This is a genomic window from Paenibacillus sp. V4I7 (assembly GCF_030817275.1).
Lineage (GTDB): Bacteria > Bacillota > Bacilli > Paenibacillales > NBRC-103111 > Paenibacillus_E.
This window is the reverse complement of sequence record NZ_JAUSZD010000002.1, coordinates 3586250-3612674: the sequence shown is the minus strand read 5'-3', so window position 1 is coordinate 3612674 and position 26425 is coordinate 3586250. Positions and strand designations below refer to the sequence as shown.

Annotated in this window: 25 protein-coding genes; 16 read left to right on the top strand and 9 right to left on the bottom strand. The window is 45.4% G+C overall.

What is annotated here, in order from left to right:
* The first annotated feature begins 82 nt into the window (after positions 1–82).
* Positions 83–1135: a CobW family GTP-binding protein gene (locus QFZ80_RS17825; protein ID WP_307560252.1), complete on the top strand. Its 1053-nt coding sequence runs from the start codon at positions 83–85 to the stop codon at positions 1133–1135.
* Between the two features lie 686 nt (positions 1136–1821).
* Here the strand turns inward: QFZ80_RS17825 and QFZ80_RS17820 are convergent.
* The 3 genes from QFZ80_RS17820 to QFZ80_RS17810 form a co-directional block, all read right to left on the bottom strand.
* Positions 1822–2718, bottom strand: coding sequence for a transposase (locus QFZ80_RS17820; RefSeq protein ID WP_307560250.1), 897 nt, complete (start codon positions 2716–2718; stop codon positions 1822–1824).
* Between the two features lie 1160 nt (positions 2719–3878).
* Positions 3879–4895, bottom strand: a complete 1017-nt coding sequence (locus tag QFZ80_RS17815) for a TIGR03943 family putative permease subunit (protein ID WP_307560248.1) — start codon at positions 4893–4895, stop codon at positions 3879–3881.
* A 33-nt stretch (positions 4896–4928) separates the two neighbouring features.
* A complete protein-coding gene (locus tag QFZ80_RS17810; RefSeq protein WP_307560246.1) occupies positions 4929–5942 on the bottom strand; it encodes a permease in 1014 nt (337 codons plus the stop codon).
* Positions 5943–6098: 156 nt separating this feature from the next.
* On the opposite strand from QFZ80_RS17810, the gene QFZ80_RS17805 reads away from it, so the two are divergent.
* Complete coding sequence (locus QFZ80_RS17805) at positions 6099–6557, top strand: Fur family transcriptional regulator (protein ID WP_036634240.1); 459 nt, start codon at positions 6099–6101, stop codon at positions 6555–6557.
* Between the two features lie 107 nt (positions 6558–6664).
* On the opposite strand, the gene QFZ80_RS17800 is transcribed toward QFZ80_RS17805, so the two are convergent.
* Positions 6665–7648, bottom strand: coding sequence for a GTP-binding protein (locus tag QFZ80_RS17800; protein ID WP_307560244.1), 984 nt, complete (start codon positions 7646–7648; stop codon positions 6665–6667).
* A gap of 387 nt (positions 7649–8035) precedes the next feature.
* Between QFZ80_RS17800 and abc-f the strand changes: the two genes are divergently transcribed.
* A complete protein-coding gene (gene abc-f / locus QFZ80_RS17795; RefSeq protein ID WP_307560242.1) occupies positions 8036–9883 on the top strand; it encodes a ribosomal protection-like ABC-F family protein in 1848 nt (615 codons plus the stop codon).
* 51 nt (positions 9884–9934) lie between these two features.
* Here abc-f and QFZ80_RS17790 read toward each other — a convergent pair whose 3' ends face one another.
* A complete protein-coding gene (locus QFZ80_RS17790; RefSeq protein ID WP_307560240.1) occupies positions 9935–10969 on the bottom strand; it encodes a polysaccharide deacetylase family protein in 1035 nt (344 codons plus the stop codon).
* Positions 10970–11186: 217 nt separating this feature from the next.
* On the opposite strand from QFZ80_RS17790, the gene QFZ80_RS17785 reads away from it, so the two are divergent.
* The gene (locus tag QFZ80_RS17785) at positions 11187–12221 is read left to right on the top strand and encodes a WD40/YVTN/BNR-like repeat-containing protein (RefSeq protein WP_307560238.1); all 1035 of its coding nucleotides are present in this window, start codon (positions 11187–11189) and stop codon (positions 12219–12221) included.
* Between the two features lie 5 nt (positions 12222–12226).
* Here QFZ80_RS17785 and QFZ80_RS17780 read toward each other — a convergent pair whose 3' ends face one another.
* The gene (locus tag QFZ80_RS17780; RefSeq protein WP_307560236.1) at positions 12227–12721 is read right to left on the bottom strand and encodes a GNAT family N-acetyltransferase; all 495 of its coding nucleotides are present in this window, start codon (positions 12719–12721) and stop codon (positions 12227–12229) included.
* 185 nt (positions 12722–12906) lie between these two features.
* Here QFZ80_RS17780 and QFZ80_RS17775 point away from each other — a divergent pair, with 185 nt between their 5' ends.
* Positions 12907–13191 carry a hypothetical protein gene (locus QFZ80_RS17775; protein ID WP_307545019.1) on the top strand — a complete coding sequence of 95 codons (285 nt, stop codon included), beginning with the start codon at positions 12907–12909 and terminating at the stop codon, positions 13189–13191.
* Positions 13192–13278: 87 nt separating this feature from the next.
* On the opposite strand, the gene QFZ80_RS17770 is transcribed toward QFZ80_RS17775, so the two are convergent.
* Positions 13279–13449 carry a hypothetical protein gene (locus QFZ80_RS17770; protein ID WP_171648775.1) on the bottom strand — a complete coding sequence of 57 codons (171 nt, stop codon included), beginning with the start codon at positions 13447–13449 and terminating at the stop codon, positions 13279–13281.
* A 178-nt stretch (positions 13450–13627) separates the two neighbouring features.
* On the opposite strand from QFZ80_RS17770, the gene QFZ80_RS17765 reads away from it, so the two are divergent.
* The 3 genes from QFZ80_RS17765 to QFZ80_RS17755 all read left to right on the top strand — a co-directional run bounded on the left by QFZ80_RS17765 (position 13628) and on the right by QFZ80_RS17755 (position 16752).
* Entirely contained in the window at positions 13628–14455 is an 828-nt protein-coding gene (locus QFZ80_RS17765; protein WP_307545023.1) for a thermonuclease family protein, read from the top strand.
* Positions 14456–14645: 190 nt separating this feature from the next.
* Positions 14646–14936 (top strand): hypothetical protein, encoded by a 291-nt coding sequence (locus QFZ80_RS17760; RefSeq protein ID WP_307545026.1) that lies wholly within the window; start codon positions 14646–14648, stop codon positions 14934–14936.
* 79 nt (positions 14937–15015) lie between these two features.
* Positions 15016–16752, top strand: coding sequence for an AAA family ATPase (locus QFZ80_RS17755; protein ID WP_307560234.1), 1737 nt, complete (start codon positions 15016–15018; stop codon positions 16750–16752).
* Between the two features lie 148 nt (positions 16753–16900).
* Here the strand turns inward: QFZ80_RS17755 and QFZ80_RS17750 are convergent, their stop codons facing one another.
* Complete coding sequence (locus tag QFZ80_RS17750; RefSeq protein ID WP_307560232.1) at positions 16901–18469, bottom strand: IS1182 family transposase; 1569 nt, start codon at positions 18467–18469, stop codon at positions 16901–16903.
* 377 nt (positions 18470–18846) lie between these two features.
* On the opposite strand from QFZ80_RS17750, the gene rsmD reads away from it, so the two are divergent.
* Positions 18847–19404, top strand: coding sequence for a 16S rRNA (guanine(966)-N(2))-methyltransferase RsmD (gene rsmD / locus QFZ80_RS17745; protein ID WP_307545030.1), 558 nt, complete (start codon positions 18847–18849; stop codon positions 19402–19404).
* A gap of 31 nt (positions 19405–19435) precedes the next feature.
* Positions 19436–19939, top strand: a complete 504-nt coding sequence (gene coaD, locus QFZ80_RS17740) for a pantetheine-phosphate adenylyltransferase (RefSeq protein ID WP_029195317.1) — start codon at positions 19436–19438, stop codon at positions 19937–19939.
* Positions 19940–19946: 7 nt separating this feature from the next.
* Here the strand turns inward: coaD and QFZ80_RS39330 are convergent, their stop codons facing one another.
* Positions 19947–21242 carry a nucleoside recognition domain-containing protein gene (locus tag QFZ80_RS39330; RefSeq protein ID WP_307560230.1) on the bottom strand — a complete coding sequence of 432 codons (1296 nt, stop codon included), beginning with the start codon at positions 21240–21242 and terminating at the stop codon, positions 19947–19949.
* A 125-nt stretch (positions 21243–21367) separates the two neighbouring features.
* On the opposite strand from QFZ80_RS39330, the gene QFZ80_RS17730 reads away from it, so the two are divergent.
* The 6 genes from QFZ80_RS17730 (at position 21368) to QFZ80_RS17705 (ending at position 26005) form a co-directional block, all read left to right on the top strand.
* Positions 21368–22492 carry a SepM family pheromone-processing serine protease gene (locus QFZ80_RS17730; protein WP_307545034.1) on the top strand — a complete coding sequence of 375 codons (1125 nt, stop codon included), beginning with the start codon at positions 21368–21370 and terminating at the stop codon, positions 22490–22492.
* A 90-nt stretch (positions 22493–22582) separates the two neighbouring features.
* Positions 22583–23089 (top strand): YceD family protein, encoded by a 507-nt coding sequence (locus QFZ80_RS17725; RefSeq protein WP_307545035.1) that lies wholly within the window; start codon positions 22583–22585, stop codon positions 23087–23089.
* A gap of 37 nt (positions 23090–23126) precedes the next feature.
* The gene (gene rpmF, locus QFZ80_RS17720) at positions 23127–23300 is read left to right on the top strand and encodes a 50S ribosomal protein L32 (protein ID WP_029195321.1); all 174 of its coding nucleotides are present in this window, start codon (positions 23127–23129) and stop codon (positions 23298–23300) included.
* Positions 23301–23419: 119 nt separating this feature from the next.
* Entirely contained in the window at positions 23420–24034 is a 615-nt protein-coding gene (gene fapR, locus QFZ80_RS17715; RefSeq protein WP_047672754.1) for a transcription factor FapR, read from the top strand.
* A complete protein-coding gene (gene plsX, locus QFZ80_RS17710; RefSeq protein ID WP_307560227.1) occupies positions 24018–25022 on the top strand; it encodes a phosphate acyltransferase PlsX in 1005 nt (334 codons plus the stop codon). Before fapR ends, plsX begins: the two co-directional genes overlap by 17 nt.
* A complete protein-coding gene (locus QFZ80_RS17705; RefSeq protein WP_307545040.1) occupies positions 25019–26005 on the top strand; it encodes a beta-ketoacyl-ACP synthase III in 987 nt (328 codons plus the stop codon). Before plsX ends, QFZ80_RS17705 begins: the two co-directional genes overlap by 4 nt.
* Positions 26006–26425: the final 420 nt, after the last annotated feature.

The following is a 26425-nucleotide window of genomic DNA, read 5'->3' as shown; positions in this document are numbered from 1 at the left end:
TTACGAATAATAGAAGAGGAATCAATTATGAGCAGGTTAGAAGCTTTTGCTATCATACTGCTTGGCGGAGGTAGAAATGAGTATGGCAGCACATAAAAGAGTTACCGTGTATGTATTATCCGGGTTCCTCGGAAGCGGCAAAACCACTTTATTAACGAAGGCAATTGATTATTTTACCGAAGCGGGGCGTAAACCCGCGGTTATCATGAACGAGATTGGTGAAGTTAACCTAGATGGCCAGTTAATTGCCAATGAAGTACCGATGTCCGAGCTGCTGGGAGGCTGCATTTGTTGTTCGAGCCGAGGCGATCTGGCGACGGCGCTCAAAGAACTTGTAACTGAGGAGCAGCCTGACCTGATTTTCATAGAATCGACAGGTATCGCTAATCCAATGGAAATCATTGATGAAGTAACAGATGCTTCGCTTATACTCCCGGTAGAGCTCAAAGCCGTCATCACCGTAGTGGATGCACCGCAATTGCTGGAGCTAAGTCGGACAAGTCGTGGCAAGACCTACCGGCTTATGCAGGAACAAATCCGTTGTGCGAACTTACTTTTACTGAACAAGGCTGACCTGTTACAGGAAACGGCGCTTCAGGAAGTAGATGCACTTGTACGCGAATGGAATCCATATGCATCTATATACTACACCGTGTTCAGCCAAATCGATATGAGACTCATCGAAATGCTGGAAGAAGAGAAAGGGCAGAAACAGCACCTTATCGCAAATCATAATGACACTAATAATAACATGCAGCACAATGCCAACCATCATGAAGACCATAATGACGCCAATAATGACGCCGACCGTGATCATGACAGTCACCATCATTCTCACAATCATGTGATGGCGTATACGCACTTTTTTGAGCGGGCAGTAGATAGCAACGCATTCGAGGAATTTGTCAGTAAGCTACCGCAAGAGGTATACCGCGCTAAAGGAATTCTCAGTTTTTCCGATACCTCAAGCAGGTTCTTATTCCAGTACGCCTACCGAGAAATGGATTTTGTCAAAATCACTCCCAAAGGCGATGTGCCCGACGTTGCCGTGTTTATAGGAGAAAACTTCTCTAAAGACGCAGTTAGAACAGAATTGCGCAAATTGGAATCCTTATCTGAAATAGCTGCAAAATAAGCAATTCAATTCCAATAGAGTCCCAGCTATTAAGCTGAGGATTCTTTTTTTATGATACGACAAACATAAGGGTTGGATATGGCCTAAGCGGGCACTGTGGCCACTATCCCTTTGGCTCAGATATAAGGGAGCGGAGTTATTAAAATTACTTGTTACGTGGGTCGTACCTATCCTCTAACGGGGGACTATGATCACTATCCCCTTGGCTCAGGTGATAAGGAAGTAGAGTAATGGGAGTAAGAGGAAAGTAATAGTAAATGGTGATAAAAGGAAGTAAGATAAAGCAAAAGAGAATAAAGGAGAGTAAATAAGAGTAAATAAGAGTAAATAAGAGTGGTGGAAAAAAAGAGAGAAGAGAGAAGAGAGAAGAGAGAAGAGAGAAGAGAGAAGAGAGTGATTAAGGACAGTTAGTTAACTGATTTTTCAGTAATCGTCTAAGTAAACACTATAAGTACTATCTTAGTACCTATTACCTACTATGTATGCCCGCTATCGCCATTCTCCCTTTGACTCAGGTTGCAGTAAGTAGTAAGGGTGTAGTAATAATTAAAACCCCTATCTGTATTCTGCTTTTATATATCACAAAAAAATCCTAGTGAACATTACCTAAAATAGCTTTGGGATTATTGAAAAACCAATTCCCTATAAGATAGGACGCTTAAGGCTACATTGTTATACTCTTGCTATTAGGCGCACATGTGCGTATTTTGGGGATTGAGAAAGTTTAACTTGGCATGAGGTGTTGTACATAAGTGTGTCAAATGCTGAAAAATGGGTGCTTCGTGTAAAGTGAGATTTACCTTATAGCAAAACTCATCTAGGTAATTTTGTAGATACTTTTGGCCAATGCCATGGAAAGTATTATTAATAGATTTACCGGCTTGTGCAGCGAATGCAAGGAGAGCGCGGAATTTCTTGGAACTAAAGCGTCCAGTAATAAATTCGATGCTCTTTGTATGTGATTCGATATGTTGTTGGGTGAAATCCAATGTTGCGGATCGTTGAAAAAGCTTTTCTTTTACATGTATTTTAGGGACAAGTTTGAGTTTGATATAGGAAGGTTCGCCCTGAATGTTAAGGGAGGAGCCTGCTAGAAGATAGTGTTCCTGAGGATGGTTGCGGAAGTAAGGATTATATGGCTTTCCATAGACAGCTGAGTTTACTTGGACGATACCCGAGAGTAGTGTGCCTTGGTCGGCTGTACTTATGGCGTGACGAATTTTGTGGAGGATGAGCCAGGCTGTTTTGTAGGTGACACTAATAATCTTGGAGAGCGCAACAGCATTCGTGCCCTGTTCCGTGCCCGATATCAGAAAAATAGCTGTAAGCCATTTATGTAAAGACGTGCGACTGCCTGCCATTATAGTTCCAGCTGTAAGGGATGTTTGGTGATGGCATTGAAGACATTCATAAAGAGGGAGTCGGCGTGTACTGGTTATATAGGCGCGCGAATGCCCACAGTGAGGACAAGAAAAACCAGAGGGCCATTTCGTCTCAAAAAAGTAATCTATACAGGCCTCTTCAGTTGGAAATTGCTGCTGAAACTGCTCCAGGGTACTTGGTAAATGATAGTTCGTCTCCATTATGACACCTCAAATAGGTTGGATATGGAACATTTGTTCTTATATTATTATATCGAATATTTGTTCTTATTTCAACTCTAATTCATACTTTTCTTTTGATTTTGTAAGTATGAGTGTGAACTCAGTAATTAGGATATAGAAATTAGTACAGTTTTCAATTAGACATAGAAGTCGGCAAAAGCTACGGAAAACGGGTACAGGGAATTAAGAGGAACATGAGAAAATGAGAAGAAAAGAGGTGTGGAAAACGATAACAAAGAATTAAAAACTATAAATAAGAAATAAGAAATAAGAAATAAGAAATAAGAAATAAGAAATAAGAAATAAGAAAAGAAATAAAGAAAATAACGAAATAAAGAAAAAATGAAATTAATTAAAGAAAGAAAAAAAGAAGATTAACAAAGAAGAGACCAAATAAAGAAAATTTGAAGTACGGAGGTTAGACTGGAGATTTAAATGAAAGTCAGCAAAAAGCGTTTAATCTTACGGTTTGGTTATTCGATCGGTTTGAGGATTATGGTTCTGGTAAGATTTGTTTTGAAAAGAATAAAAGAGGAGGCGGGGATTAAAATAATATCTCTAGATATGAGAGTCACAAATTCGATCGGATCTGTGCAGAGATTAGGACAAAGAATTGTAGATATAAAGCAAAATGAGTAATGGGGATAGTGTCTATATGTTGAGTTTGAAATTAATATAAGTTGCATTCGTTTCCTTTTTATGGAAAAAAATTATGAGGAGTGGGGTATAAGTAGAGGTGAAAAGTAAGAAGTAAGAAGTAAGAAGTATGAAGTAAGAAGGAGTAGGGAGTAAGAGGTAAGGTGTGAGGGGGGATGAGGAGGAGTAAGAAGTAAGTAGTAAGCAAGTGGTAAGAAATAAGCAAGTAGTAAGAAGCGAGGAGTGAGGAGTGAGGATTAAGGAGTGATGAGTGAGAAGTATGACTGAATGACTGCATGGTTAAGTAAAGAACAGTAAAACAATTAGAATTAAGAACACAATCGAACTGGAACTGGAACTGGAACTGGAACTGGAACTGGAACTGGAGCAGTAACAGGAACATTAAATCATAATAGGACAACCGCGAGGTGAAGAAAAACCGTCAAGGCTCATGAAGAGTGGTCCTGACGGTTTTTTGGTTTGGTAGTCGTTAGTTGTGCTGACTAGTTAAGCTCTTTGAGCGGTTCGAAGTTTGGGTATATATACGGTGAGTCGGGCGTTGGGGTTTTTTCGATTTGGGTTGCTTTGATGATGAAGATGTCGTTTCCGTTGTAGCTGCCGTTTTGGATGGTGCCTGTGACTTTGACCCACGTGTCTTTGGGGTAGCTTTGAGCGGTCGGGAAGTCAATCATGACTCCGTAAGGGGTAGCATCTGCGGAACAGCAGCTTACAGCAAAGCGTCCGACGACGAATTGGCTTTTTGACATATTGTCTTCGCGGTAGACGAAGCCGGTGAGTTCGATTTTTTTGCCTATGAAGTTGTTTTTGAAAAGGTCAATGGACGAAAGGATTTCCATGTATATTTCTGGCTTTACAACGATGGTGTCTTTTTTGTAGAGGATCATGCCGATTTTGGAAAAATCTTCATCCCACTCGTTATCGACGTGGAACATCTGTTGGAGTTCGGCATCGGATTTAGCCATTGTTGGCGTCTCGGTACTAGAAGCAGGAGCAGGGCTACTGTTCACAGGTGGTACTGTTGAGGGACTTGGAGCAGCCGCAGTTCCCTGGTTGGACGCATTCACTCCTGTTGAGGAGCCATTATCGGTGATCAGGTCTGTATTTTGTTTGGCTATGCTAGATTTTGCAGCAGAGAGATTCATCCCTTTGGCAGCTACCATTGCACTACTTAAGGCTGTATTAGGCAGCAGGAAGCCGATTAACAACGGCAGAACGAGCAGTCCGTAAGCAACTGTATTGCGCAAGGTTGAGCGAGAAACTGGTTGATCACATTCGCAGGCAACTGGTTTGCCCCAGTAAGCACGCAGTGCCATATAGCCTTGAAAGCAGGCAATGATGTAAAGGATAACGGAGGCGGTTTTGACATAAATCATCATACGCGGAGCTATGTAGTATTGAAGAGCATCTGTCTTGGTGAGGATCACGATATAGCTGGAAAAACCAAGTAAAATTAACGTACGAAAGAAATAATGAAAGCTTATTAGCCGGACTTCACTCATGTCAATTCCTCCTAAATTGTATGACCTTAAAAGTTAGAAAAAGCGTTCCAAAAGCAGTGAACAAGCCAGTACGGTGATAGCAATTAATACTGAGAGCATGAGTACGAATTTGGATTTGAAAACGGAAAGCATCATAAGTGTGCTTTTGAAATCAAGCATAGGGCCGAAGACCAGGAATGTAAGCAGTGAACCGGATGTAAATGACGTTTGAAAAGATGAAGCAACGAAAGCGTCTGACGTGGAGCATAGAGATAGGATATAAGCGAAGCCCATCATAAACAAATGGGAACTGATAGGGCCTTGACCAATGGCAAGCAGGCTTTCGCGCTGCATAAAAACTTGAATCAGCGCGGTGAGCAAAGAGCCAAAGGCGAGATATTTACCCATTTCAAAAAACTCATCAGAGGCATGAACGAAAAAGGTATTTAACTTACTGGATATGCCAACACCCTGATGTTGATGCCCCTCCAACGCTTCTTGGCTGGAAAAGTTGGCTCGACTTATACGCAATGGATTACTTTTGATAAAACGGTAGAGGATTAGTCCGATTATTATGGCAACAGCAAAAGCCAGCCCCATGCGGGAATAAGCGATAGCGGGATGATTTCGGAAAGCCATGAATGTAGCTGCGAATACAATAGGATTAATGATGGGTCCGGTTACGATGAAAACGACTGCGATATAGACGGGCATTCCTTTGAGTATTAGTCTTCGAACGACAGGAATCATGCCGCATTCGCACATAGGAAATAGGATGCCTAAAACGCAGGCGAACAGGATGCCAAGAATAGGGTTCTTGGGAATTAAACGGCGTATGGTTTGCTCGGATACGAACGTTTGGAGCAAGGCTGAAAGCAATACACCTAGTAAAATGAAGGGAATAGCTTCTAATAGGATGCTGATGAACATGGTTTTGAATGCTTGAATGCGTTCTGTTGTTAACAGGGACTGTGTAGGCATGTCGTTGTTTAAAAGGATAAGCACAATTAAAAGGAAACAGATAGCGGCGATAATATGCATGCTTGCTCGAAACACAGTAGTGGGCATTGATGAAGACTCCTTAATCATAATTATTACTATTGTAACCTATGATGAATGAAAGGGGAATAGGACAACTTTATTAAGAACGAGATGTTCGTCTACTTGACTCAAGCGGTCTATTTGCTGCACTATGTTAATAGAACAATTTATGACAGAGGGGTAATGCAGGTGGGCACTCATACGCATACGATTGACGAGATGCTAAGGGCTATGGCTCAGCAAGGATGGAGAATTACAGAGCAGCGCAGAAGTTTGGCAACGTTATTCGCTGAGTCCGGAAGTTATTTGTCGCCAAAAGACGTTTATGAATACATGAAAGTTAAATATCCTGGTGTGAGTTTTGATACTGTCTACCGTAATCTTCGATTGTTGAGTGAGATGGGTGTTCTGGAGCAGTTTCACTTGGCGGATGGCTTGAAATTCAAAGCGAGTTGTTTATCTCATCATCATCACCATATGATCTGCATCAGTTGTGAAAAGACGGTAACCTTTGAGTTTTGTCCGATGAAGCTTGTGAAGGATTTGCCGGAGAGTTTTGAAATTCAAAGCCATCGTTTTGAGATATTTGGATACTGCTCAGATTGTAAGTCGGGCATATCTCCATCTTCTGAGCTGCATTAAAAAATCGTGGAAAAGTAAAAGCAGTCTGCTTGAGGTGAACTCAGCGGAACTGCTTTTTTGGTTTGCATTGCTATTATAGTTGGGATTCCGTTAATCGCTTTTGCCAGTCATCTTCGAGAGTCTTCGCATCCAGATCCATACCAATGAGGACGAGATAAGGCGTTCCTTGGAAAGATGGTCTGCTGCCAGTTCGTGCGTTTGCCTGCGAATTGCATAACAAAGGAATCGTGCTTAGCGCCAATAATCAAATAACCTTTCGCGCGAAGCAGTGTGGAGCCCCATTTTGCTAAATAACGTTCCACAAAGTGCTGTGACACGGCAAGGTCATCATCCATGAGGATTGTGATTGTCTGAATACGTGAGAAAGATGGGGTGTGTTTGGATGTCTCGCTTGGCGACTGTGCCGTTTTAATGACTTGAAATTGAAGCTTTTTATTGAAATTCGGCGAGACGGTGGATTGCGATCCTTGTGGACTGAGAGTGCCAAAAATAAGCTCTAAATCGAATTGACTATGTGCGGTTGGCAGTATTAAGGAACGTTCATTGAATTTGCGAATTGTTTTTTCGATGGACTTCTGTTGTTTATCAGTGATTAAGTCGATTTTGTTCAGAATAAGAAGATCTGCAACTTCCATCTGTCTGCGAAGTGTATAGACAAGCTCTCGGTCCGAGGCGAAAATACTGTTATATTCAAGCACGTTTTCGGCATCAAGTATGGTGATGACTTTATGTAGTTTCACATGAGGAAGTAGTGCAGGCTCGGTAAATGCATCGACGATTTCCTCTGGGTTGGCAACACCGGTTAATTCAATGAGTATGACGTCAGGCTTGCGCGCTAACAATTGTTTAATGGAATCACTAATATCACTTTTTTTACTGCAGCAGATGCAGCCATCGAGCAGTTTGGCCATGTTCACATCAGGTGAGGCTTCTTGGAGGAGATGGCCGTCTACATCTTGTTTCCCAAGCTCATTCATAAGAACAGCGGGGCTTAGGTTAAAGGAGGCAACTTCTTGAAGCATGCGGATGAGCAGTGTTGTTTTGCCGCTGCCTAGAAATCCACTCAGTACGATAACGGGAACTTTGTTCAAAACAAGGACCTCCTTCGTCTTGGGATTAAAAAGTAATTATTACGAATTGAATTGTAGTATAAAAAAGGGCAGGCTGCAAGATGGTTATACTAATTTTCTCCCTTGAGTGCTTAGGGGGCTATGATACAATAGAGCCATCTTAAAGAACTCGGAGGTACCCTTTGACGATGAAGTATGTAGCCTAACTTTCTCTGCTAAAACGAAATTGTTCGTTGATAGGCAGACTCTACGATTGTGCAGGTAGAGCGAGTGGGATACGTATGTCTAAAGGGGCTGACTCCTTCAGGGGTTGCTGTTCTTTGCATACCAAAATCATGACTTGTTCTTCCTGACCGTAGGCGATTGCTTGCGGTTTTTTGTATTTGAATTTAAGGAGGAAATGAGTCTATGACTTTACTAATAAAAGCAGTGAATGTGATGAAGGAATTCGCGGGGAAACCAATTTTTGAACAAGTGGATTTGGAAGTGAATGCAGGGGAGCGGATCGCGATCTATGGCCGCAATGGCATAGGAAAGACGACGCTTCTTCGCCTTTTAGCAGGCACGCTGGAGCTTGATAAAGGCAGCGTGGAACGCAGGCTGAAGCTCGATCAGTGGGGATGGATGGGGCAGCAGACAGAGGCTGATGAGGCGGTGTCTACACACGCCTATGTCGAGGGAGGCTGCCCAGAGCACTGCGCTGCGAAGCGCCGCATGAAGGAGCTGGAGGCGCGGATGCAGGATGCGGCTGCTCCTTGCATGGAGAGCCTGCTAGCCGACTATCAGGAGGCGGCAGAGCGATACATGGGGCTGGACGGCTACCACTGGGAAACCCAAGTGGAGCGCAAGCTGCTGCAGCTCGGCCTCGGCCGCGAGCTGTGGGATCAGCCGCTCGGCCAGCTGAGCGGCGGGCAGAAGACGCGCGCCCAGTTGGCGCGTCTGATGGTGCGCGAGCCGCAGCTGCTGCTGCTCGACGAGCCCACCAACCACCTCGACGCGGCGTCGCTCGAATGGCTCGAAGTGTGGCTTCGAGCCTATCCGGGCACCGTCGTGTTCGTCTCCCACGATCGCCATTTCATGGATCGTGTGGCGACCTGCCTGGTCGAACTGACGCCGACAGGCAGTCGGAAATACCGTGGCGGGTATACGGAGTATACACGTCAAAAAGAACTCGAGCTGCGTACGCAGGAGCAGCTCTATCGCAAGCAGCAGCTTCTACGCGAGCAGCTGGAGGAGAGCATTCGCACGTATCGGCAGTGGTTCCATCAGGGCGAGAAAAACGCCCGGATGGCTGAGGTGCCGATACAGCGCGGGTACTTTCAGGCGCGAGCCGGTGCGCACGTCTCGCGGATGAACGCGAAGATGAAGGAGTTGGAGCGCCTAGAGGGGGAACGCGTGGAGAAGCCGCGGGAAGCGGCGCACCTAAAGGTGAAGCTGAGCGCAAGCGACTTCGCTTCACGCTCGCTTGTGCGCCTGGAGCGGGCCGCGTTCAGCTACGGCCAGCGCGAGTTGTTCGCTGAGCTAAGCCTCAGCGTAGACCGCGGCGACCGTTTGGCCGTGCTCGGCCCCAACGGCTCAGGCAAAACGACGCTGCTGGGGCTGCTCGTCGGTGAACTGCAGCCCGCTGCCGGCAAGGTGCGGCAGCATCCGCAGACGTCGATCGGCTACTTTTCGCAGGAGCTCAAGCATCTCGACGACGGTGTGACACTGCTCGACAGCCTGCTGGCGCTGCCTGCCATGACGCAGACCCAAGCCCGCACGATTCTGGGCTGCTTCCTCTTCTCAGGCGAAGAGGTGCGCAAGCGCATCGGTGATTTAAGCATGGGCGAGCGCTGCAGGCTCGCCTTCCTCAAGCTTTACTTAAGCGGCGCAAACTTGCTGGTGCTGGATGAGCCGACGAATTACTTGGATATTGATTCGCGGGAGAGGATTGAACAGGCGCTGCTCCGCTATCCCGGCGCCATGGTCATCGTCTCGCATGACCGCTTCTTCATTCGTAAGCTGGCGACAAAGCTATTGTGGCTGAGCGCGGAGCGCAGCCCAATCGCTTTCTCAGGCACTTACGATGAGTATGCGGATGCGAGTTTGGCGTGTGAGAGCTCGCCGGAGCTGCTGGCGCGAGCCAACGAAAGGCGCCAGCTGGAGTTAACGCTGGCGCAGCTTATGAGTGAGGGGGCGTGGAGCCCAGAGAACGCCCAAGCGCAGCTTCAGATCATCCGAGACATCAAGACGAGGCTCTCGGAGCTTCAAGGATAAGCTAACAAAAAGAATAAGCCGGCTGCGCACCCTCAAGATGCGCTTTCCGGCTTATTTGCTTTTTGTGACGTGAAGCAGCTCAGGTACGGTTACAAACGTGTAACCTGCTGCTTTAAGCTTACTAATCAGCGGTCCAATGGCCTGTACCGTCCCTGACAAATCTTGACTATCAGCACCTCCGGAGTGCTGAAGGATGATAGAACCAGGCTTCGTTTGCTGCATGATATTGTTCAGCACCTGATCGGAATTCAGCGATTTCCAGTCGAGGGAATCGACATTCCAATTCACGATCAAATAATGGTGGTCAGCGATCCATCTGACCTGCTCTTCATTTATCGCGCCGTACGGCGGGCGGATTAGCTTAGGTGCGTAGCCGATTAAGCCTTGCAGCACGCTCTCTGTGCTGATAATCTGACTTTGAAATTTGTCCGCCGTCAGCTTAGGCAGGTTCGCATGACTGTAGGAATGATTCCCGATGACATGGCCTTCTTTGACAATCCGCCTAATGATATCGGGATGAGCATTAGCTTGAACGCCAAGAACGAAAAAGGTCGCCTTAACTTGGCTCGCCTTAAGCGCATCAAGCACTTTTGGAGTAAAACGGGTGTCAGGCCCGTCATCGAAGGTTAGTGCCACTTTCTTTTCTTGAGCAGAGCCGCGCAGCTTAAAGGTATCTGGATATTTCATAACCAGTTGAGAGAGAGTAAGCTTTTTCAGAGAAATTCTAGCTTGGCCTTGATTTTTTTGAACAGGAACAGAAGGCTTCTTTGAAGCTTCTGGCTGTACTGCTGCTTTCTTGGGGCTAGGTTTGGGCGATGGTCTGGACGTTATAACAGTAGGTGTTGCTTTAGGTTGAACGGAAGCCGTAGGTGTCCCAGCAGAGGGGGGACTATTCATGCTCCTTGGACTGATAAGAGTCTCAGTATCAATTTCGTCGTTGTTGGCACTAGAATCTGTTGTTAAATCTTGTTCTTCCACATGAGAATTTTGTGTAGAGCGTTGATCGTAATAAGGCTTGTTTTTTGACATACCGCAGCCTGTCGCTAGCAAGCCTACGATGGCGATGGACCAAAGCCATTTCGTCATGGCAATCCCCTCCGAGCATTATTAATATACTCTAGCTTTTGTCAAGAAGGGACATCCTATCCAGTGAAAATAACGGAATCAAACAGACTCTAAAGTCTGTTTGAAGTATCCCGTACGCTATGGCTGCAGTAAATGGACATGAACTATTTTGGATCATGGACCGTCATTACATATACCCAAAGCAGAATTAGCAAAGAGAAAGGAGAGGATTGAGTCCATGACAACCTTGATAAACAACAAAAAATTAGTTGTACTGCTGGTTTTTCTGCTGTGCGCAGGTTGCTTTCATGAGGAAGCCTCAACTCCGTCTCCCCATCTAATGACTTCACTAACTCAAAAACGTGATAATGGTTTTTCGGTCGTAGCAGGTGAAAAAATTGGTATTCAAGATCAAGTTCAACCTATACATGTAAAACCAACCAAAGCGATCTCATTCGTGGATGAGCTTCATGGCTATGGTGTCGCTTCCAGCGCCCGTGATCTTCAATTCTTGAAATCCAGCGACGGTGGGTTGACCTGGCGGGCTCTGAGTAGATTGCCTCAAACAATCATGCTGAGCGCGATTTCTTTTGTTAATCCTCAAACGGGTTGGCTGCTTACCAGTGAATCTTCTGATGAAAAATCAGAACTTCGATTAACCTTAGACGGTGGTCAAACGTGGGAGGTAATCGCACAGGACTTACCTGGATTAGAGTCTAGGGGAGTAGAGCCGTTTTTTCGCTTTTTTGACAGACATCAAGGGTTGATTGCGTTCCAGAGTGGGAAAGACATGGTGCTCCTTCGCACACAAGATGGGGGTTTGACTTGGTCAGCATCAAGCCGCATCTCAATGCCAATAGAAGAGAAGAGCGTGTTTACGTTCCGTTCAGTCATCGAGGGTTGGTTTATTGGGCCCAGCAAGAAGGATAAAGAAGTGTCGATCCTGTATCACATGACAGACGGGGAGACATGGCAAGAAACAGGCAGGCTGCCGAGTTTCCTTGCGCCGCAGGCCCTTTCTTTTACGGATTCACAAAATGGGTTCATTCTCATGCACACGAATCCACAAAGTAGTGAGAAAACATGGCAATTCCTACGGACATTTAATGGAGGAAAAACGTGGAGCCAACATGAATTTCCTAGCACTTTCCAGCCGCTTGCTGCGAGTTTACACCTAAGTTTTCCTACTGCGACAAGTGGCTGGCTTTTGGATGCTAGGGATTTGTGGCGAACGACAGACGGGGGGTTGAACTGGAGTTTACTAACCCCATAAACCTCTTATATGATTTTCTGATAGGTAACGATATCGAGAAATTGACCCCATTTAAAGCCAACCTCACGGAAATGTGCACACTGCGTATAGCCATTTTTCGTAAACAAATGAATACTAGGTTTATTATCCGCACAAATGGTGGAGATCAGAGTGTGGAAGCCGCGATCTTTGGCAACTGCTTCAATGTACTGAATGGCTGCTGAGCCCAATCCTTTGCCCACGCATTCCGGATTCAAATAGATCGTCACTTCCCCAGTGGTATCATAGGCTTGCTTTTTCTTGTGCGGCATGACTTGTACATATCCTTGAAGGATCCCATCGAATGTTATCACATAAGTTTGGTAACGCGGGTTTGGATGAACTACACTTTCTGTAAATTCTGATATCTCTACGGGCTCCGTGTGAAAAGAAACAGTCGTATGTAGGACAAAATGATTGTAGATATCCATCAGAAGGGGAATATCAGACTCTTCTAATTCTTTAAATGACAGGGTAGACATGGTGTAAGCTCCTCGCTGTGAGATTTAGACAACACATTCCAAATATGTTCCACGGAAGAAGCTGAAATCCTTTTTTAAAGGGACAATTCGAAATAGACATCTAGCCATATTCCATGTATCTTAGATATAATGTTCTTACTATTAATAGAAGATAAAGTTGAACCATCGGAAATAGGGGGAGTCACATGTCAGGCAATTCAAGTTACATTCTCGTGATCATCATTGGTGTAATCGTACTCGCTGGTCTTACATTCATGAATCTTCGCAAAATAAGCAGATCGACTGCGGATCTAACCCAGCTCAAAAGAAGAACGCTTCTCTGGAGCGAAATATCACTTGCGCTTTTCGTACTGCAATTTTTCTTCCGTGATCGTGAAGGAGGGTTCCTGTTGTTCTTTGGAATTCTCACCCTATTTACAGGAGCGCATTATCTCGGTGTATTGTATTATTCACGAAAAAGAAGCAACTAAAGGCGAAGAAGCTCTCCTCAGTAGTTCTGCTACGAAAGGAAAGCTTCTATTTATGTTCCGGATTTGCTGCAAATAAATTGATGCCTGTTATTCGTTCCAACTCGATGGTTGGGTTTTTGTCGGCGTCTTCCATTTTTGATACCATTTCTTCTTTTTCTTCTGTTGCATTAACGTTCTTAATTGCAGCATGACCAGCTTGGCCCTGTCTTCATCCGCATATTTGTTACGCAAACGCTCAAAAATTGTGTGATCTTGCATAGGATACCTTCTTTTCTGACTGTAAGATGAATGCGAAATAAATAGAATGTATGTTCTTGTTTCTATCATATCATATGAAGTATGCAGGAGGGAATACAAGGTTTTAAATTCATTAACCCCAAACGGGGTATTGAAATAAAAATTTACTTGCTAATAAAAAATAGGTAGGTGTGCATCCATGTCTCGGCAAAAGTGGTATCAGACAACTTGGTTTTTAGTTCTCCTATGTTTAGTAGCTCCATACATCGGCATTTTTTTTCTGATGAAAAGAACCAAAAACAAACTTATTCTTGGCGGTGTGGCAGTTTGGGCTATCATTATTTTAATCGGCGCTATGGCAACTACACAGACGACAACTGCACCTGTAGCAGAAGCTAACAAGTACATAACGGCAAAAGTAACCAAGGTAGTAGATGGGGACACAATTAATGTGTTGATCGGTGACAAAAAGGAAACGGTTCGTTTCGTCCTGATTGACACACCTGAAACCAAACATCCATCGAAGCCTGTAGAACCTTTCGGCCCGGAGGCATCGAAATTTACAACCGATATGCTTGAAGGTAAAGAAGTAAAACTTGAAAAAGACGTCTCAGAACGTGATAGTTATGGCCGGCTGCTTATGTATGTTTGGCTCGATGATAAAATGGTAAACGAGCTGCTTCTAGAAAAGGGATTAGCCCGAGTAGCCATCTACCAACCCGATGTAAAATACGTTGATAAATTCAGAGAAATTCAAAAGAAAGCACAGCAGGCGGGAACTGGCATCTGGAGCATAGAGAACTACGCGAAGGATGATGGATATCATCCAGAGGTAATGAAGAAAACAGAGGAACCTGCGAAAGAAACACAGCCATCAAAAGCACCTGCATCATCTACATCAAATAGTAACGTTAGCTATCCAAACTGTACAGCAGTTAAAGCTGCCGGCAAAGCTCCTCTTCATCGAGGTGATCCTGGGTACAGCAGTAAGTTAGACCTTGATAATGACGGTGTGGCATGTGAATAGGAGGCAGACGGGCAAAGAGATCAGGAAATGAAGGACTAAAATAAACGACACCCTAGTGGTGTCGTTTATTTTTTCTTAATTCAAAACTGTAAGTCTCTATTACAGACACGTAAAGCGAATGGGCAGATTGATGAAAAACTGTATCATGTCAGTAATCCTAGCATAGTATGTAGGAGGGTGGTGATGATAAATGACATTTACACTTGCAGACTGGATGATGTACACCATGTGGGCCATATTTGGATTAATGATCATTGATTTTCTAATCGCCTTTTTCCAATCCTTTTGGAAAGGCTCTTTTGATCCAACTTTTGTATTAGGTTATTTGAAAGATGTCCTATATTATATCCTGCCATTAGAGATTGTTTTATCCTTGATTCCAACTGATCCTACGGGGTGGACTCTGGTGATATTTTATTTCGTTGGTGGTATCGCTGTAATTCTCAAGTATTTATTGGACATTAAAAGAAAATTCCGATAAACAAGACTTTGGCCTTCTTTCTGGGAGGCCTGTGGTTTTACATAGATATAATACAAACCGTCTTAAAGGAAGTGAGTCCATGAAGAGATATCAGTGGATCAAGTGGCGAACGTTCATACTGTGGCTCGCAGCGCTCGTCTTTACCGGCATGCTGATATGGGCAGGAGGGCCGACATCTTGGAATATCGCATTGACTATTATCGGTATTGTGATGCAGTTGCTTTTTGCCATAACGTTCATGATTGTCCAGTTCGTAGCCCTTTTCTGGTTCCTGGCCCGGGGTCGCACGTACTGGATTCTGCCTGGCGAGACTGGAGCCACATGGGATGATTACCGGGGTAATCCCGAAATCGTTGAGAATGCCAAACGGATCGTCATTCTGCTCAAGGGCGTAAAGGAGTTCAAGGAAATGGGTGGCGAGGCGATCAGAGGCTTACTGCTCTGCGGACCTCCAGGTACCGGTAAGTCCTACCTCGCACAGGTGATCGCTAACGAAGCACAGGTGCCTTTTGCTTATGCCTCGGCACCCAGCTTTCAAAACATGTTCTTCGGCGTCGGCAACCTGAAGGTGATGCGCCTCTACAAGAAGACCCGGAAGCTGGCGACTGTGTACGGCGCGTGCATCATCTTCATCGACGAGATTGACGCCATCGGAATGAGTCGCCAGACGGGAGCAGGTGGAGGAGGAGCAATGTTCGGCATGGGCGGCGGCTCTGGTCTGCTCAACGAGCTGCTCTTACAGATGGACCCGCCGAACATCGACAACTCCAAGATTTCCAAGATGCTTCGCTCGCTGGGTCTGCGGCGCAAAAAGGCAGAGCGACCGGCGGTGTTGACGGTTGCTGCGACAAACCTGCCCGATGTACTTGACCCCGCACTGCTTCGGCCCGGCCGCTTCGACAGGCAGCTCTGGGTCGATACCCCCGACTATGATGGTCGGGTGGACGTTTTCCAATACTATCTCCGAAAGGTGAAACGGGACTCTACGCTAACTTCGGAAGCGGCGTCGCTCGATACGGTCGGTTACAGCCCTGCACAGATCAAACACATCGTCAATGAATCGCTTGTTATCGCCCACCAACGGGGAGCCCAGGAAGCCAGTTACGAGGACTTCCGGGCTGCTATGGAGACCTATGAGTGGGGACTCAAACAGCCGCTCCGCTCCATGAGAGACGACGAGAAGCGGAATGTCGCCTACCATGAGGCCGGTCATGCTGTAGCCCAGTACCTACTGAAGCCCCACGACCGGGTCTGGAAAGTGACAATCATCCGCCGGGGCGGCGCGCTCGGTCTCGCTGCCACCAAACCGACGCATGAACGGTATAACCGAAGCGATAGTGAAATCTTAGCGGAGATCCAAGTCTGTCTGGCGGCCCGGGCGGTGGAAGAAGTGTTCTTAGGGAAGAAATTAAACGGTGTCACCTCCGACCTTCAGCAGGCTACAGAGATGGCAGGCGCCTACCTCGGTATGGTTGGTATGGGCGATGAGCTGTTCAGTTGGCTTGCGACGGGCTCTCGGGCTGATGCACTCAAGGCACTCCGGCCAAAGATTAACGAGCTTCTGAAGGATCAGATGCTCCAAGTAAAAAATTTAGTAAGGGAACACGTCGACTTCGTCCACACCATTGCATCGGAGCTGCTAAAACAAGGCGATCTAACCGGCGAGGAGATTGAGCAGATCTATGTACGACTGTATGGCCGTAGTCGGCCAGAGCCAACTGAGGTAAAAACCCAGGTGTCTATCGATTCATTAGATCAAGTCGTTCAGGAACAGCTGCCGGAGGAGGACGCCAACGATACAAAGGATTCCGAGTAAACGATCGATTTATCTTTTTGTACCGTGTATTTTATGATTTATCATACCTGTTAAACTCAAAAAGAGGGTGTCCCAAAAGCCATGATAGTCTTGGTGTGTAGGACACTCCAGATCGTTAGAAAAAGTGAATATTTGAATGAAAAAGGAGCTAAGCGGCTTGTACGTGCTTAGCTCCTTTATTTTTAGCGTCCATCGCTGCTTTCTTCAGCAAGTTATGGGCAAGCGAAAGCCACCCGACCTCTAGACTTACTTTGGGTAAGCCTCGAAGCAGGAATCTTTTGAATCCGCGGTTGTTCTTGATGTCACCAAACACAGGCTCTGGCTCAATCATACGCCGTACTGCTAGCGCGTAACCTTCTTCGCTACGGAGTTTGTTGCGCGCTTGGTTCTTTAATCGCAAGTAGTTCATGCTTACTTTAACTTCGCGATTACCTTGGGCTTTCGTACACTGTGGTTTCAGCGGGCAACCTTCATAGCTTGCACTCCGGTAATGGCGGTACTCGATTTCATATCCACTCTCCGTTTTCTCTTTGCTTGCTCTGCGGAAAATGAGGGGTTGTCCTGTCGCACATGTCCACGTATCTTGTTCTTCGTCATAGGTCCAGTTGTCGATTTTACTAATATCCTTTTGCCACGCTTTGTTTTTCTCACGGTGATAGGTGCTATATTTGACGATGGCTTCGACTTCATTTTGCTCTAAATAGTCGTAGTTCTCTTCGCCGCCATATCCCGCATCAGCGATGATCGTGCTCGGCAGCTTGCCTAGTTGCGATTTTACTTTTTCAAGATGAGGGATGAGGCAGCGTGTATCGGTAGGCCGTTGGTGTACGCTGTAGCCGAGGATAAATTGATTTTCAGTGCCGATCTGTACATTGTAACCCGGCTTAAGTTGGCCGTTTCGCATATGATCTTCTTTCATCCGCATGAACGTAGCATCTTTGTCGGTCTTACTGTAGCTATTCCGACTCCCTAAAATTTCTTCATGTGTTTCATACTTTTGAAGTCGAGGAAGAAGATCTTTTCGAAGTGTGCGCACGGCTTTCTTTAGCGACTTGTCCTTCGGGTTTTCCTGCAGTCTTTCTTCCAATTGTTTGACAGCGATCTCTAATTTTTCACTTGTGATCTCAGACGCTCCGCCCAGTTCGCTTAGGTCTTGGCCAACATGCATCTGCTCTTCTTGCTTCTCAGATTCTTCGATCGTGGCAAACAGCGTCTGCACTTTCTCCTGAAGCTTGGCCTTATGCTTCACAACCGCTTTACCCCAAACAAAGGTATACCGATTGGCATTCGCTTCAATTTTAGTACCGTCAACAAAATAGTGCTCTAGTTGAACGTACTTCTCGTCGGCCAAAAATTGAAGAACCGCGGTAAATACGGTCTCCAGCAGGGCTTTCATCCGTTCAGAACGAAAACGGTTAATGGTGCGGAAGTCGGGTCGTTGTCTGCCTGCAATCCACATGAACATGACGTTTTCGCGGACAGCCTTGGCGATCTGTCGGGAGGAGTAAATACGCTGGGTGTAGGCATAAATGATCACTTTTGTTAGCATCTTAGGGTGATAGCTATCTCTTCCGCCTCCAGGGTAAGCTGCCTCGAAAATGACGTCATCCAGTTGATTCACGGCGGCGTTTACAATGCGAACGAGGTGATTTTGAGGAATATCTTCCTCCAAGTCCATTGGCAGGCAAAGTTGATCCATGGTATATTGAATGTACAAAGAAACCGTCTCCTTTTGTAAGTGGTTGGGTGGTACCTCCATTTTACCAAAGAACGGTTTCTTTTTGTTTACAAAATGAGAGGATGCCCCTCAGTCATTTTATGACTTTTGGGACACCCTCTTTAAAATTTGTGCTATAAAATAATAACGGCGACTGCTTGCGCAGCCGCCTCATGGGAGAGGAGAAACCGGACGAAGAGCTTATGGGGAAACGTAAGTCTTCTCCGCGGTTGTCTACGACATTCTCTGATGTCGATAGTTCAAGGATGACCGTTTTACGGGAAATTTATACATCACAGGGATAAAATTTTTGTGTCCGATTAGAGCTTGTGGTACGATAGCAAAAGAATGAGCCAGCTGGAAGGGAAATACGTAAGATGAGAGTGATTTCAGGCACCGCCAAAGGCAGGTCGTTAAAAGCTGTACCCGGTACCAGCACACGGCCAACAACGGATAAAGTGAAAGAAGCGATCTTCAGTATGATTGGTCCTTATTTTGAAGGAGGACAAGTACTTGATCTATTTGCAGGTACAGGCGGACTCGGGATTGAAGCGCTTAGCCGCGGGATGGATAAGGCTGTCTTCATTGATATCGAGAAGAAAAGCATCGACACGATTGGGCATAATTTAGTTACCGCAGGTCTCAAGGACCAAGCTGAGGTCTACCGAACGGATGCAACTCGGGCGTTAAAAGCGTTAGCGAAGCGGGAGCAGCAATTTGAACTCGTTTTCCTCGATCCTCCGTATAAAATGAAATTAATCGCGGAACTGATAAACACGATGGAAGAGCAGTCGATCGTTCAATTGAATACCACGATAGTTGTGGAACACGATGCTAAAGATGTCCTCGAAAATACCATCGGAGGATTTAAGCAGCAGCGAAGATCCGATTACGGAGATACCGCTGTCACAATTTACAAAGGATCAGCAGAATAAATATGAGCAAGCTTTTAAGGAGATGAACAGCATGATGAGGCAAGAACACGGAATTACAGTTGCCGTTTATCCAGGCAGTTTTGATCCTGTTACACACGGCCATCTTGACATTATACATAGAGCGGCAAAAGTGTTTGATAAGTTGATTGTAGCTGTACTGAATAACACATCCAAGAATCCTCTGTTCACATTGGAAGAACGGATGGAGCTCATTAGGAAGGTGACCAAGGATCTGCCGAATGTAGAGGTGGATGGTTTTAGAGATTTGATGGTCAATTATATGAAAGCTCGCAATGTGCGACTAATTGTTCGTGGACTTCGGGCGGTTTCTGACTTTGAGTATGAATTGCAGATGGCTTCTACGAATCACAAGCTGAATCCAGATGTAGAAACTTTCTTTATGACTTCGAAACCTCAGTTTTCGTACTTGAGCTCAAGTATTGTCAAAGAGATTGCTAAGTTTCACGGACCAGTGGAAGATCTAGTTCCGGCTGAGGTGGAAGAAGCACTGAAAAAGAAATTCCCTAGAATCTAAGGGGCTACTAATCAATAGCTCTCTTTTTGAAAGTCCTCAGGAAAATTGAAATAATCATCATCAAAGAGAATAATAGAAGGAACTGCGTCAGCATTGGTCCCCATAGGCCCCATGCCGATTCGCCGTTCAGTGGAAAGGCAGCCGTAGGATATTCGCTTTTAGCTTTGTCTAACCATAGAAAACTGGGCTCTGAATCCAGCAAAAGCAGATGAAGCGGCTTCCAAAGCAGAACGGTTAATACCAAAGCAAGTACAGCGTGCAGAGCACGGGCCTGGAAGAAGAATAGATAACGGGCATCCGTTTTTTGATGAAAGCCAGCTACTTGTGCGTGGGCAGACAAGCCCCCCCAGCCAAGAAAAGCGCTTAGGAGCGCCATTTGCGGGAGTAAGGAGAGGCCTTGTGCTTGGCTAAAAGCATAGGCACCCAGATGAATTTCCAGAATCCCCTTGAGCCAAAGAGGTGTGGTATCAGTGTGGACATTCATAAAACTAAGTAAATAGTGTGTGACGGGTCGAAATACGTCCGTAAGATGAGTTATGTTAATTACATTAATCAGTACGGAAAAAATCATCATATAACCGCCAATTAGCATTAAGGTTTGCACCGAAGAGGCTACCGCATCCCCGAGCAGTTTGCCGAAGGGACGTCCATCGTGTAAATAAGATTGGCGCATTGTGGATAAGGCAAGTTTCCAGATGGAAGCGGATGCTTGATGATTAGGCCGCAAGGTGGCTATTCGGAGTTCTTGGGAGTCAGCTAAAGGCTGCTTTGCTTTGTTGGAGTTTCTCATCAGGAATCCTGTTAAAATAGCCGAGGCATAATGGACTACTGCAAGTATGAAGCCGAGCTTAGCGCTGTGCAGAAAGCCAACGCCAACGACCATAATTAGGAATAAGGGGCTGCAGAAATGGGACAGTGCCGTTAATCGTTCTGTTTCTGTTTGGGAGATGAGGTTTTTTTCTCTCAGGATAGCTGTAATTTTGGCTCCAGTAGGAAATCCTACTATAAGACCTGATGCTAGCGCCCACCCGCTTACACCGGGAAGGCGGAATACTATCCTCATCAGCGGCTCTAAAAGAATGCCTATCCCTTGAATAACACCAAAACCGATTAACAGCTCGGTCATAATGAGAAAAGGCATCAGTGCTGGAAATACAAGCTTCCACCAAATTGTAAGTCCCTCGAGCGAAGACTGAAATGCCTTGTCCGGGAATAAAATGATAGAAACGACTACAAGGGCAGCCAAAGACCCCAGTACCAGCGTTGTGAGTTTGGAGTTGGATCTTACATTCTTAGGCTGCATACGATCACCTCGTCCTTTAAACATGCTTCAATTGTACGCTAGAGCATGCGGGTTTAGACCAAGCTTTCGCTTGGAGGTATAGCTAAAGACACCACTTGTAGAAGGCATCAGGAAGGGGAACCTGCATGGAGAACGAAGAAGAGAGTACGATTCGCACATGGTCGAATGATTCGTATCGATATCCGAAAAGATCGGCGACTAGGCGCTATTTAATCTCCGCGATTGTCGGAGTTGTCATTGTTTATTTATTGTTTTTTGTAAGACTTCCTTTTTTTATATTCATGCCAGGGACAGCGGAAGAAATTAAACCAATGGTAACGATCCCCAAAGGCTCTGATGCCGAAAAGGGGACTCTGATGCTAACCACGGTACGAGTTGCCGATGCCAACATGGTGAATTATTTAATCGGTCTCGTACATCCTTATGAAGAGATTCAGCCCAAAACGAGTGTTTTACGTAAAGGTGAGTCGGAACAAGAGTACTCACAGCGCCAAGAGTATGTTATGTTGACATCCCAAGCGAGTGCTATTCAAGCGGCCTACACGCAAGCGAAAATTCCCTTTCATATCAATCATGAAGGGGTTATGGTACTCCAGACGCTGCCTGGCCTATCGGGAGAAAAGGTTCTCAAACCGGGAGATGTGCTTTTAAAAGCTGGAGATAAAGAAGTGAAGGTCGCCCAAGATTTATTGGACTCACTTAAAGGTAAAAAAGCTGGAGAAACAATTGTTATTACGTATTCGAGAAAACAAGTCGAGCAGCAAGCTACGCTGACGCTTGGTGCGCTTCCTAAGCAGGAAGGGGAGCAGGGCGAGCCGCGGGCAGGCATCGGTGTTGTACCGGCGGATATGCAGGCTGTAAAAGCAGACCAAGAGGATCAACAAGTATCCATTAAGGCTGGTGAGATCGGCGGTCCTTCGGCGGGATTAATGTTCTCCTTAGAGATTTACAATCAACTCGTGGAAGATGATATCACCAAGGGTTATCGCATTGCAGGGACAGGAACGATTGAAAGCGACGGCACTGTAGGTCCAATTGGCGGTATACAGCATAAGATCATTGCCGCGGATCGGGAAAAGGCCGATTATTTCTTTGCACCAAAAGATATGACTTATAAAGATGGTACCAAAATCGAGAATTACACAGCAGCTGTTGAGAGAGCCAATCAAATTAAGACCAAAATGAAAATTGTCGAAATCGGCACAATGGAAGATGCGCTCAAATTTCTAGCAGCATTGCCTCCGAAATAAGCTAGATCTAGTAAAAACAATATAATTTAAATTGACAAAAGGCATACAAACTAGATATAATAATCTTTGTTTGTTTGGGGTGAAAAAAACATGCAAATTCGTTTTAGAGAGCTATCTCTTAAAGGGCAGGTTCATATGACTGAAGAATTGGCCTTGACCGATCCGTTTGAAGGACGTCAAGATATCCTTGGTCATGGTCCCGTACACGTTGATCTTCAAGCCGTGTATGAAGATGGAGCAGCAAAAGTTAACGGTACGTTAAAGCTAGACTTGGAGTTAATTTGTTCACGATGCTTATCGCACACTAACCAAACAATCGAACTTCCTTTTGAGGAAGTCTTCATGCAAAAACCAGAAGAAGAAGATCCGGATCTAGACGAGGATATTCATTTAGTGGTTGGAGATAAAGTCGATTTAGAGCCTTACGTTGTAGAAAATGTAGTGGTCGGTTTACCGTACATACCACTTTGTGACGAAGCGTGCAAAGGTCTCTGTCCCGTGTGCGGAGAGAATCGCAATCAACGTGATTGCGGCTGTAAGCAGGAGAAGATTGATCCTAGGCTTGCAGGTCTCGCGGACTTTTTTAACAAAGAATAAGGCATCGTTGAAATTCGTATAAGGAGGTGTTTTGAATATGGCAGTACCTCAAAGAAGAACGTCCAAAACTCGTCGCGACAAGCGCCGTACTCACTTTAAATTGGAAGTTCCAGGCATGGTGAAATGTGAACAATGTGGAGAACTGAAGCTAGCACACCGTGTGTGCAAGTCTTGCGGAACTTACAAAGGTAGAGAGATCGTAAAAGCATAAGATTGGACATAGTACTTCATCCTAGTGTGAGGTGCTATTTTTTTTGCTTTCTTTTTGGCTATAAATTTAATATACTACAGTTTAGTATCTGGTAATAAGATGAGATCTCACGAGATAAGGTGGTGCTCGCCATCGAACGCCTTCCTAAACGACAAAGGCAGCAGCAATTGCTTCAAGCCATTGAAGCTAATCCTTTTATGACAGACGAGGAACTGATGCGAACGTTTCAGGTCAGTATCCAAACCGTTCGCTTGGATCGGTTGGAACTCGGCATTCCTGAGCTGCGGGAACGAATGAAGCATATGGCTGTCAAAACGTACGATCATGTACGCTCACTGCCAATTGATGAAATAATTGGAGAAGTGATTGATTTACAGCTGGATCAAAGCGGTATCTCGATTTTTGAAATTAAAGAAGATCATGTTTTCTCAAGAACCAAAATTGCAAGAGGACATCATATTTTCTCGCAAGCGAACTCCCTGGCGGTTGCCGTCATCGACGATCCCATAGCTTTAACAGCTTCTGCAGACATTCGTTTTATTCGTTCTGTAAAGCTCGGAGAGAAATGTATCGCCAAAGCCTATGTGCGTTCCGTTTCCAAAGGGAAAGCAAGAGTTGAGGTGTTTTCATATGTTGGCGATGAAACGGTTTTTCGAGGCAACTTTGTGATCTTTCATTCGAAGAAAGAGCAACATCTAGATAGGGAGGACAAGCTGCATGCGAATCGCGATTGATGCAATGGGTGGCGACAATGCCCCTAAAATCGTAGTGGAAGGTGCACTCGCAGCGGCCAAAGAATGGAAGGATGTTCATATCATTCTGGTCGGCAACAGCGCCGCGATTGAAGCGCACCTCACAGAAAGGCCAGCGAACTTAACTATCCATCATACGGAAGAAGTCATTGAAGCAGAAGATGAGCCCGTTAAGGCCGTTCGCCGCAAAAAAGACGCTTCCATGGTGGTAGCAGGAAGGCTGGTACGTGAGAAGAAAGCGGAAGCCATGATTTCCGCAGGGAATACAGGTGCTTTGATGACGACAGGATTGCTAGTCGTAGGAAGAATTCCAGGGATTGAACGTCCTGCACTAGCGCCAATGATTCCTACCATGGATGGAAACGGTGTGCTTGCACTCGATCTGGGAGCTAATATGGATGCCACAGCTGAACAGCTGATTCAATACGCCATTATGGGCAGTATTTACCGCTCCAAAGTACATGGTATCGCCAAGCCTCGAGTAGGCCTGCTGAATGTGGGTACAGAAGCGACCAAAGGGAATGAATTAACGAAAGCGGCGTATCCTTTAATGGAACAAGCTCCTATTCATTTTGTGGGAAATGTCGAATCCTCTCAAGTGCTTCGTGCCAAATGCGATGTCATCGTGTGCGATGGATTTGCGGGAAATATCATGCTGAAATCATTGGAAGGCGCTGCGTCTACTATTTTCTCAGCACTGAAACAAGAGTTTACCAAAACCTTTTTCACTAAACTTGCAGCGGCTGTCTTGAAACCAGGACTTACACAATTCCGCAAAAAGTTGGATTATAACGAACATGGGGCTGCCCCGTTTTTAGGTATTGATGGATTGGTCCTAAAAAGCCATGGCTCCTCCGATGCGAATGCCATTAAAAATGCAGTTCGTCAAGCGAGAATTGCCTTACAAAATGATTTGGTTGGCACGATATCTGCCGAAATTAGCCACGGGAAGAGAGATATAACAACATGAACTTAATACCGGTTGGGGTACTCGGAACGGGTAAATATGTACCAGAACGAATTTTAACAAATCAAGAATTAGAAACCATGGTCGAAACGAATGATGAGTGGATCGTGACTAGAACGGGTATACGTGAGAGAAGAATAGCATCAGAAGTACAAGCTACATCTGATCTTTGTTATGAAGCCGCTCTAATTGCCCTGACTAATGCAGGGATTACGGCAGACCAACTTGATTTAATTATAGTAGCGACGATTACACCTGATATGGCATTCCCTTCAACGGCATGTATTCTCCAAGAAAAGCTGGGAGCCAAAAGAGCAGCAGCTTTTGACTTGTCAGCAGCTTGTTCAGGCTTCGTATATGGACTAGCTAATGCCTCTAACTTCATTGCTACAGGTACATATAAACATGCACTTATCATTGGCGCTGATTGTTTATCCAAAATTACTGACTATACAGACCGAAACACTTGCATTCTTTTTGGCGATGGCGCTGGAGCCGTTGTTATTGGGGAAGTGCCTGAACATAGAGGTTTCAAATCGTTTGAGTTGGGTGCTGATGGCACAGGAGGTCCGCTCCTGAAAATTGAAGGTGGCGGGTCACGCTATCCTTCCTCACAAGCCTCCATCGATCAACGTTTGCACTACATTTACATGGCCGGAGCTGAAGTCTTCAAATTTGCCGTTCGGATCATGGGCAATGCAGCTGATGAAGCGCTGCGCAAAGCAGGCTGGGAAAAAACAGACATCGATCTGCTTGTACCGCACCAAGCGAATATGAGAATCATTCAAGCTTCCCTAAATCGTCTTGAACTGACTGACGACAAATGCATGATCAACCTAGACAAGTACGGTAACATGTCCGCCGCCTCTATCCCGGTAGCTCTCGCTGAAGCAGTTGAGCAGGGCAGATTGAATGAAGGCGACCGTCTCGTGCTAGTCGGCTTCGGCGGCGGCTTAACGTGGGGCGCAGCTGCCTTGGTTTGGTAGTCTTTTGCTATCAGCACTATCCCCAAGGCTCAGTGGTCAGGAAAAGGACCATCTTTTGCTCTTTTCCACGGAACAGAGGTCACGCTGGATAAATGAACGATCGATTGTAAGTCTTACAACTGATAGAGTTTCCGAGTGATATTATTGGCACTATCCCTAAGGCTCAGTTGACTAGAAAAAGACCATTCTTTTCTTCTCCACGGAACCGAGGGTCGCGCTGGATAAATGAACAATCGATTGTAAGTCTTACAACAAGTAAGAGTTTTTCGAGTGATGCTATTCGCACTATCCCCGAGACTCAGTAAACAAAATGAGTGGGCGCTGTTAAAGTTAATAAAGAACTTAAGAACTTAAGAACTAAAAAACTGAGCCAAGGGGATAGTGTCAATAAGGGTGGTTGAAAAATAGTCGCCTGGCAAA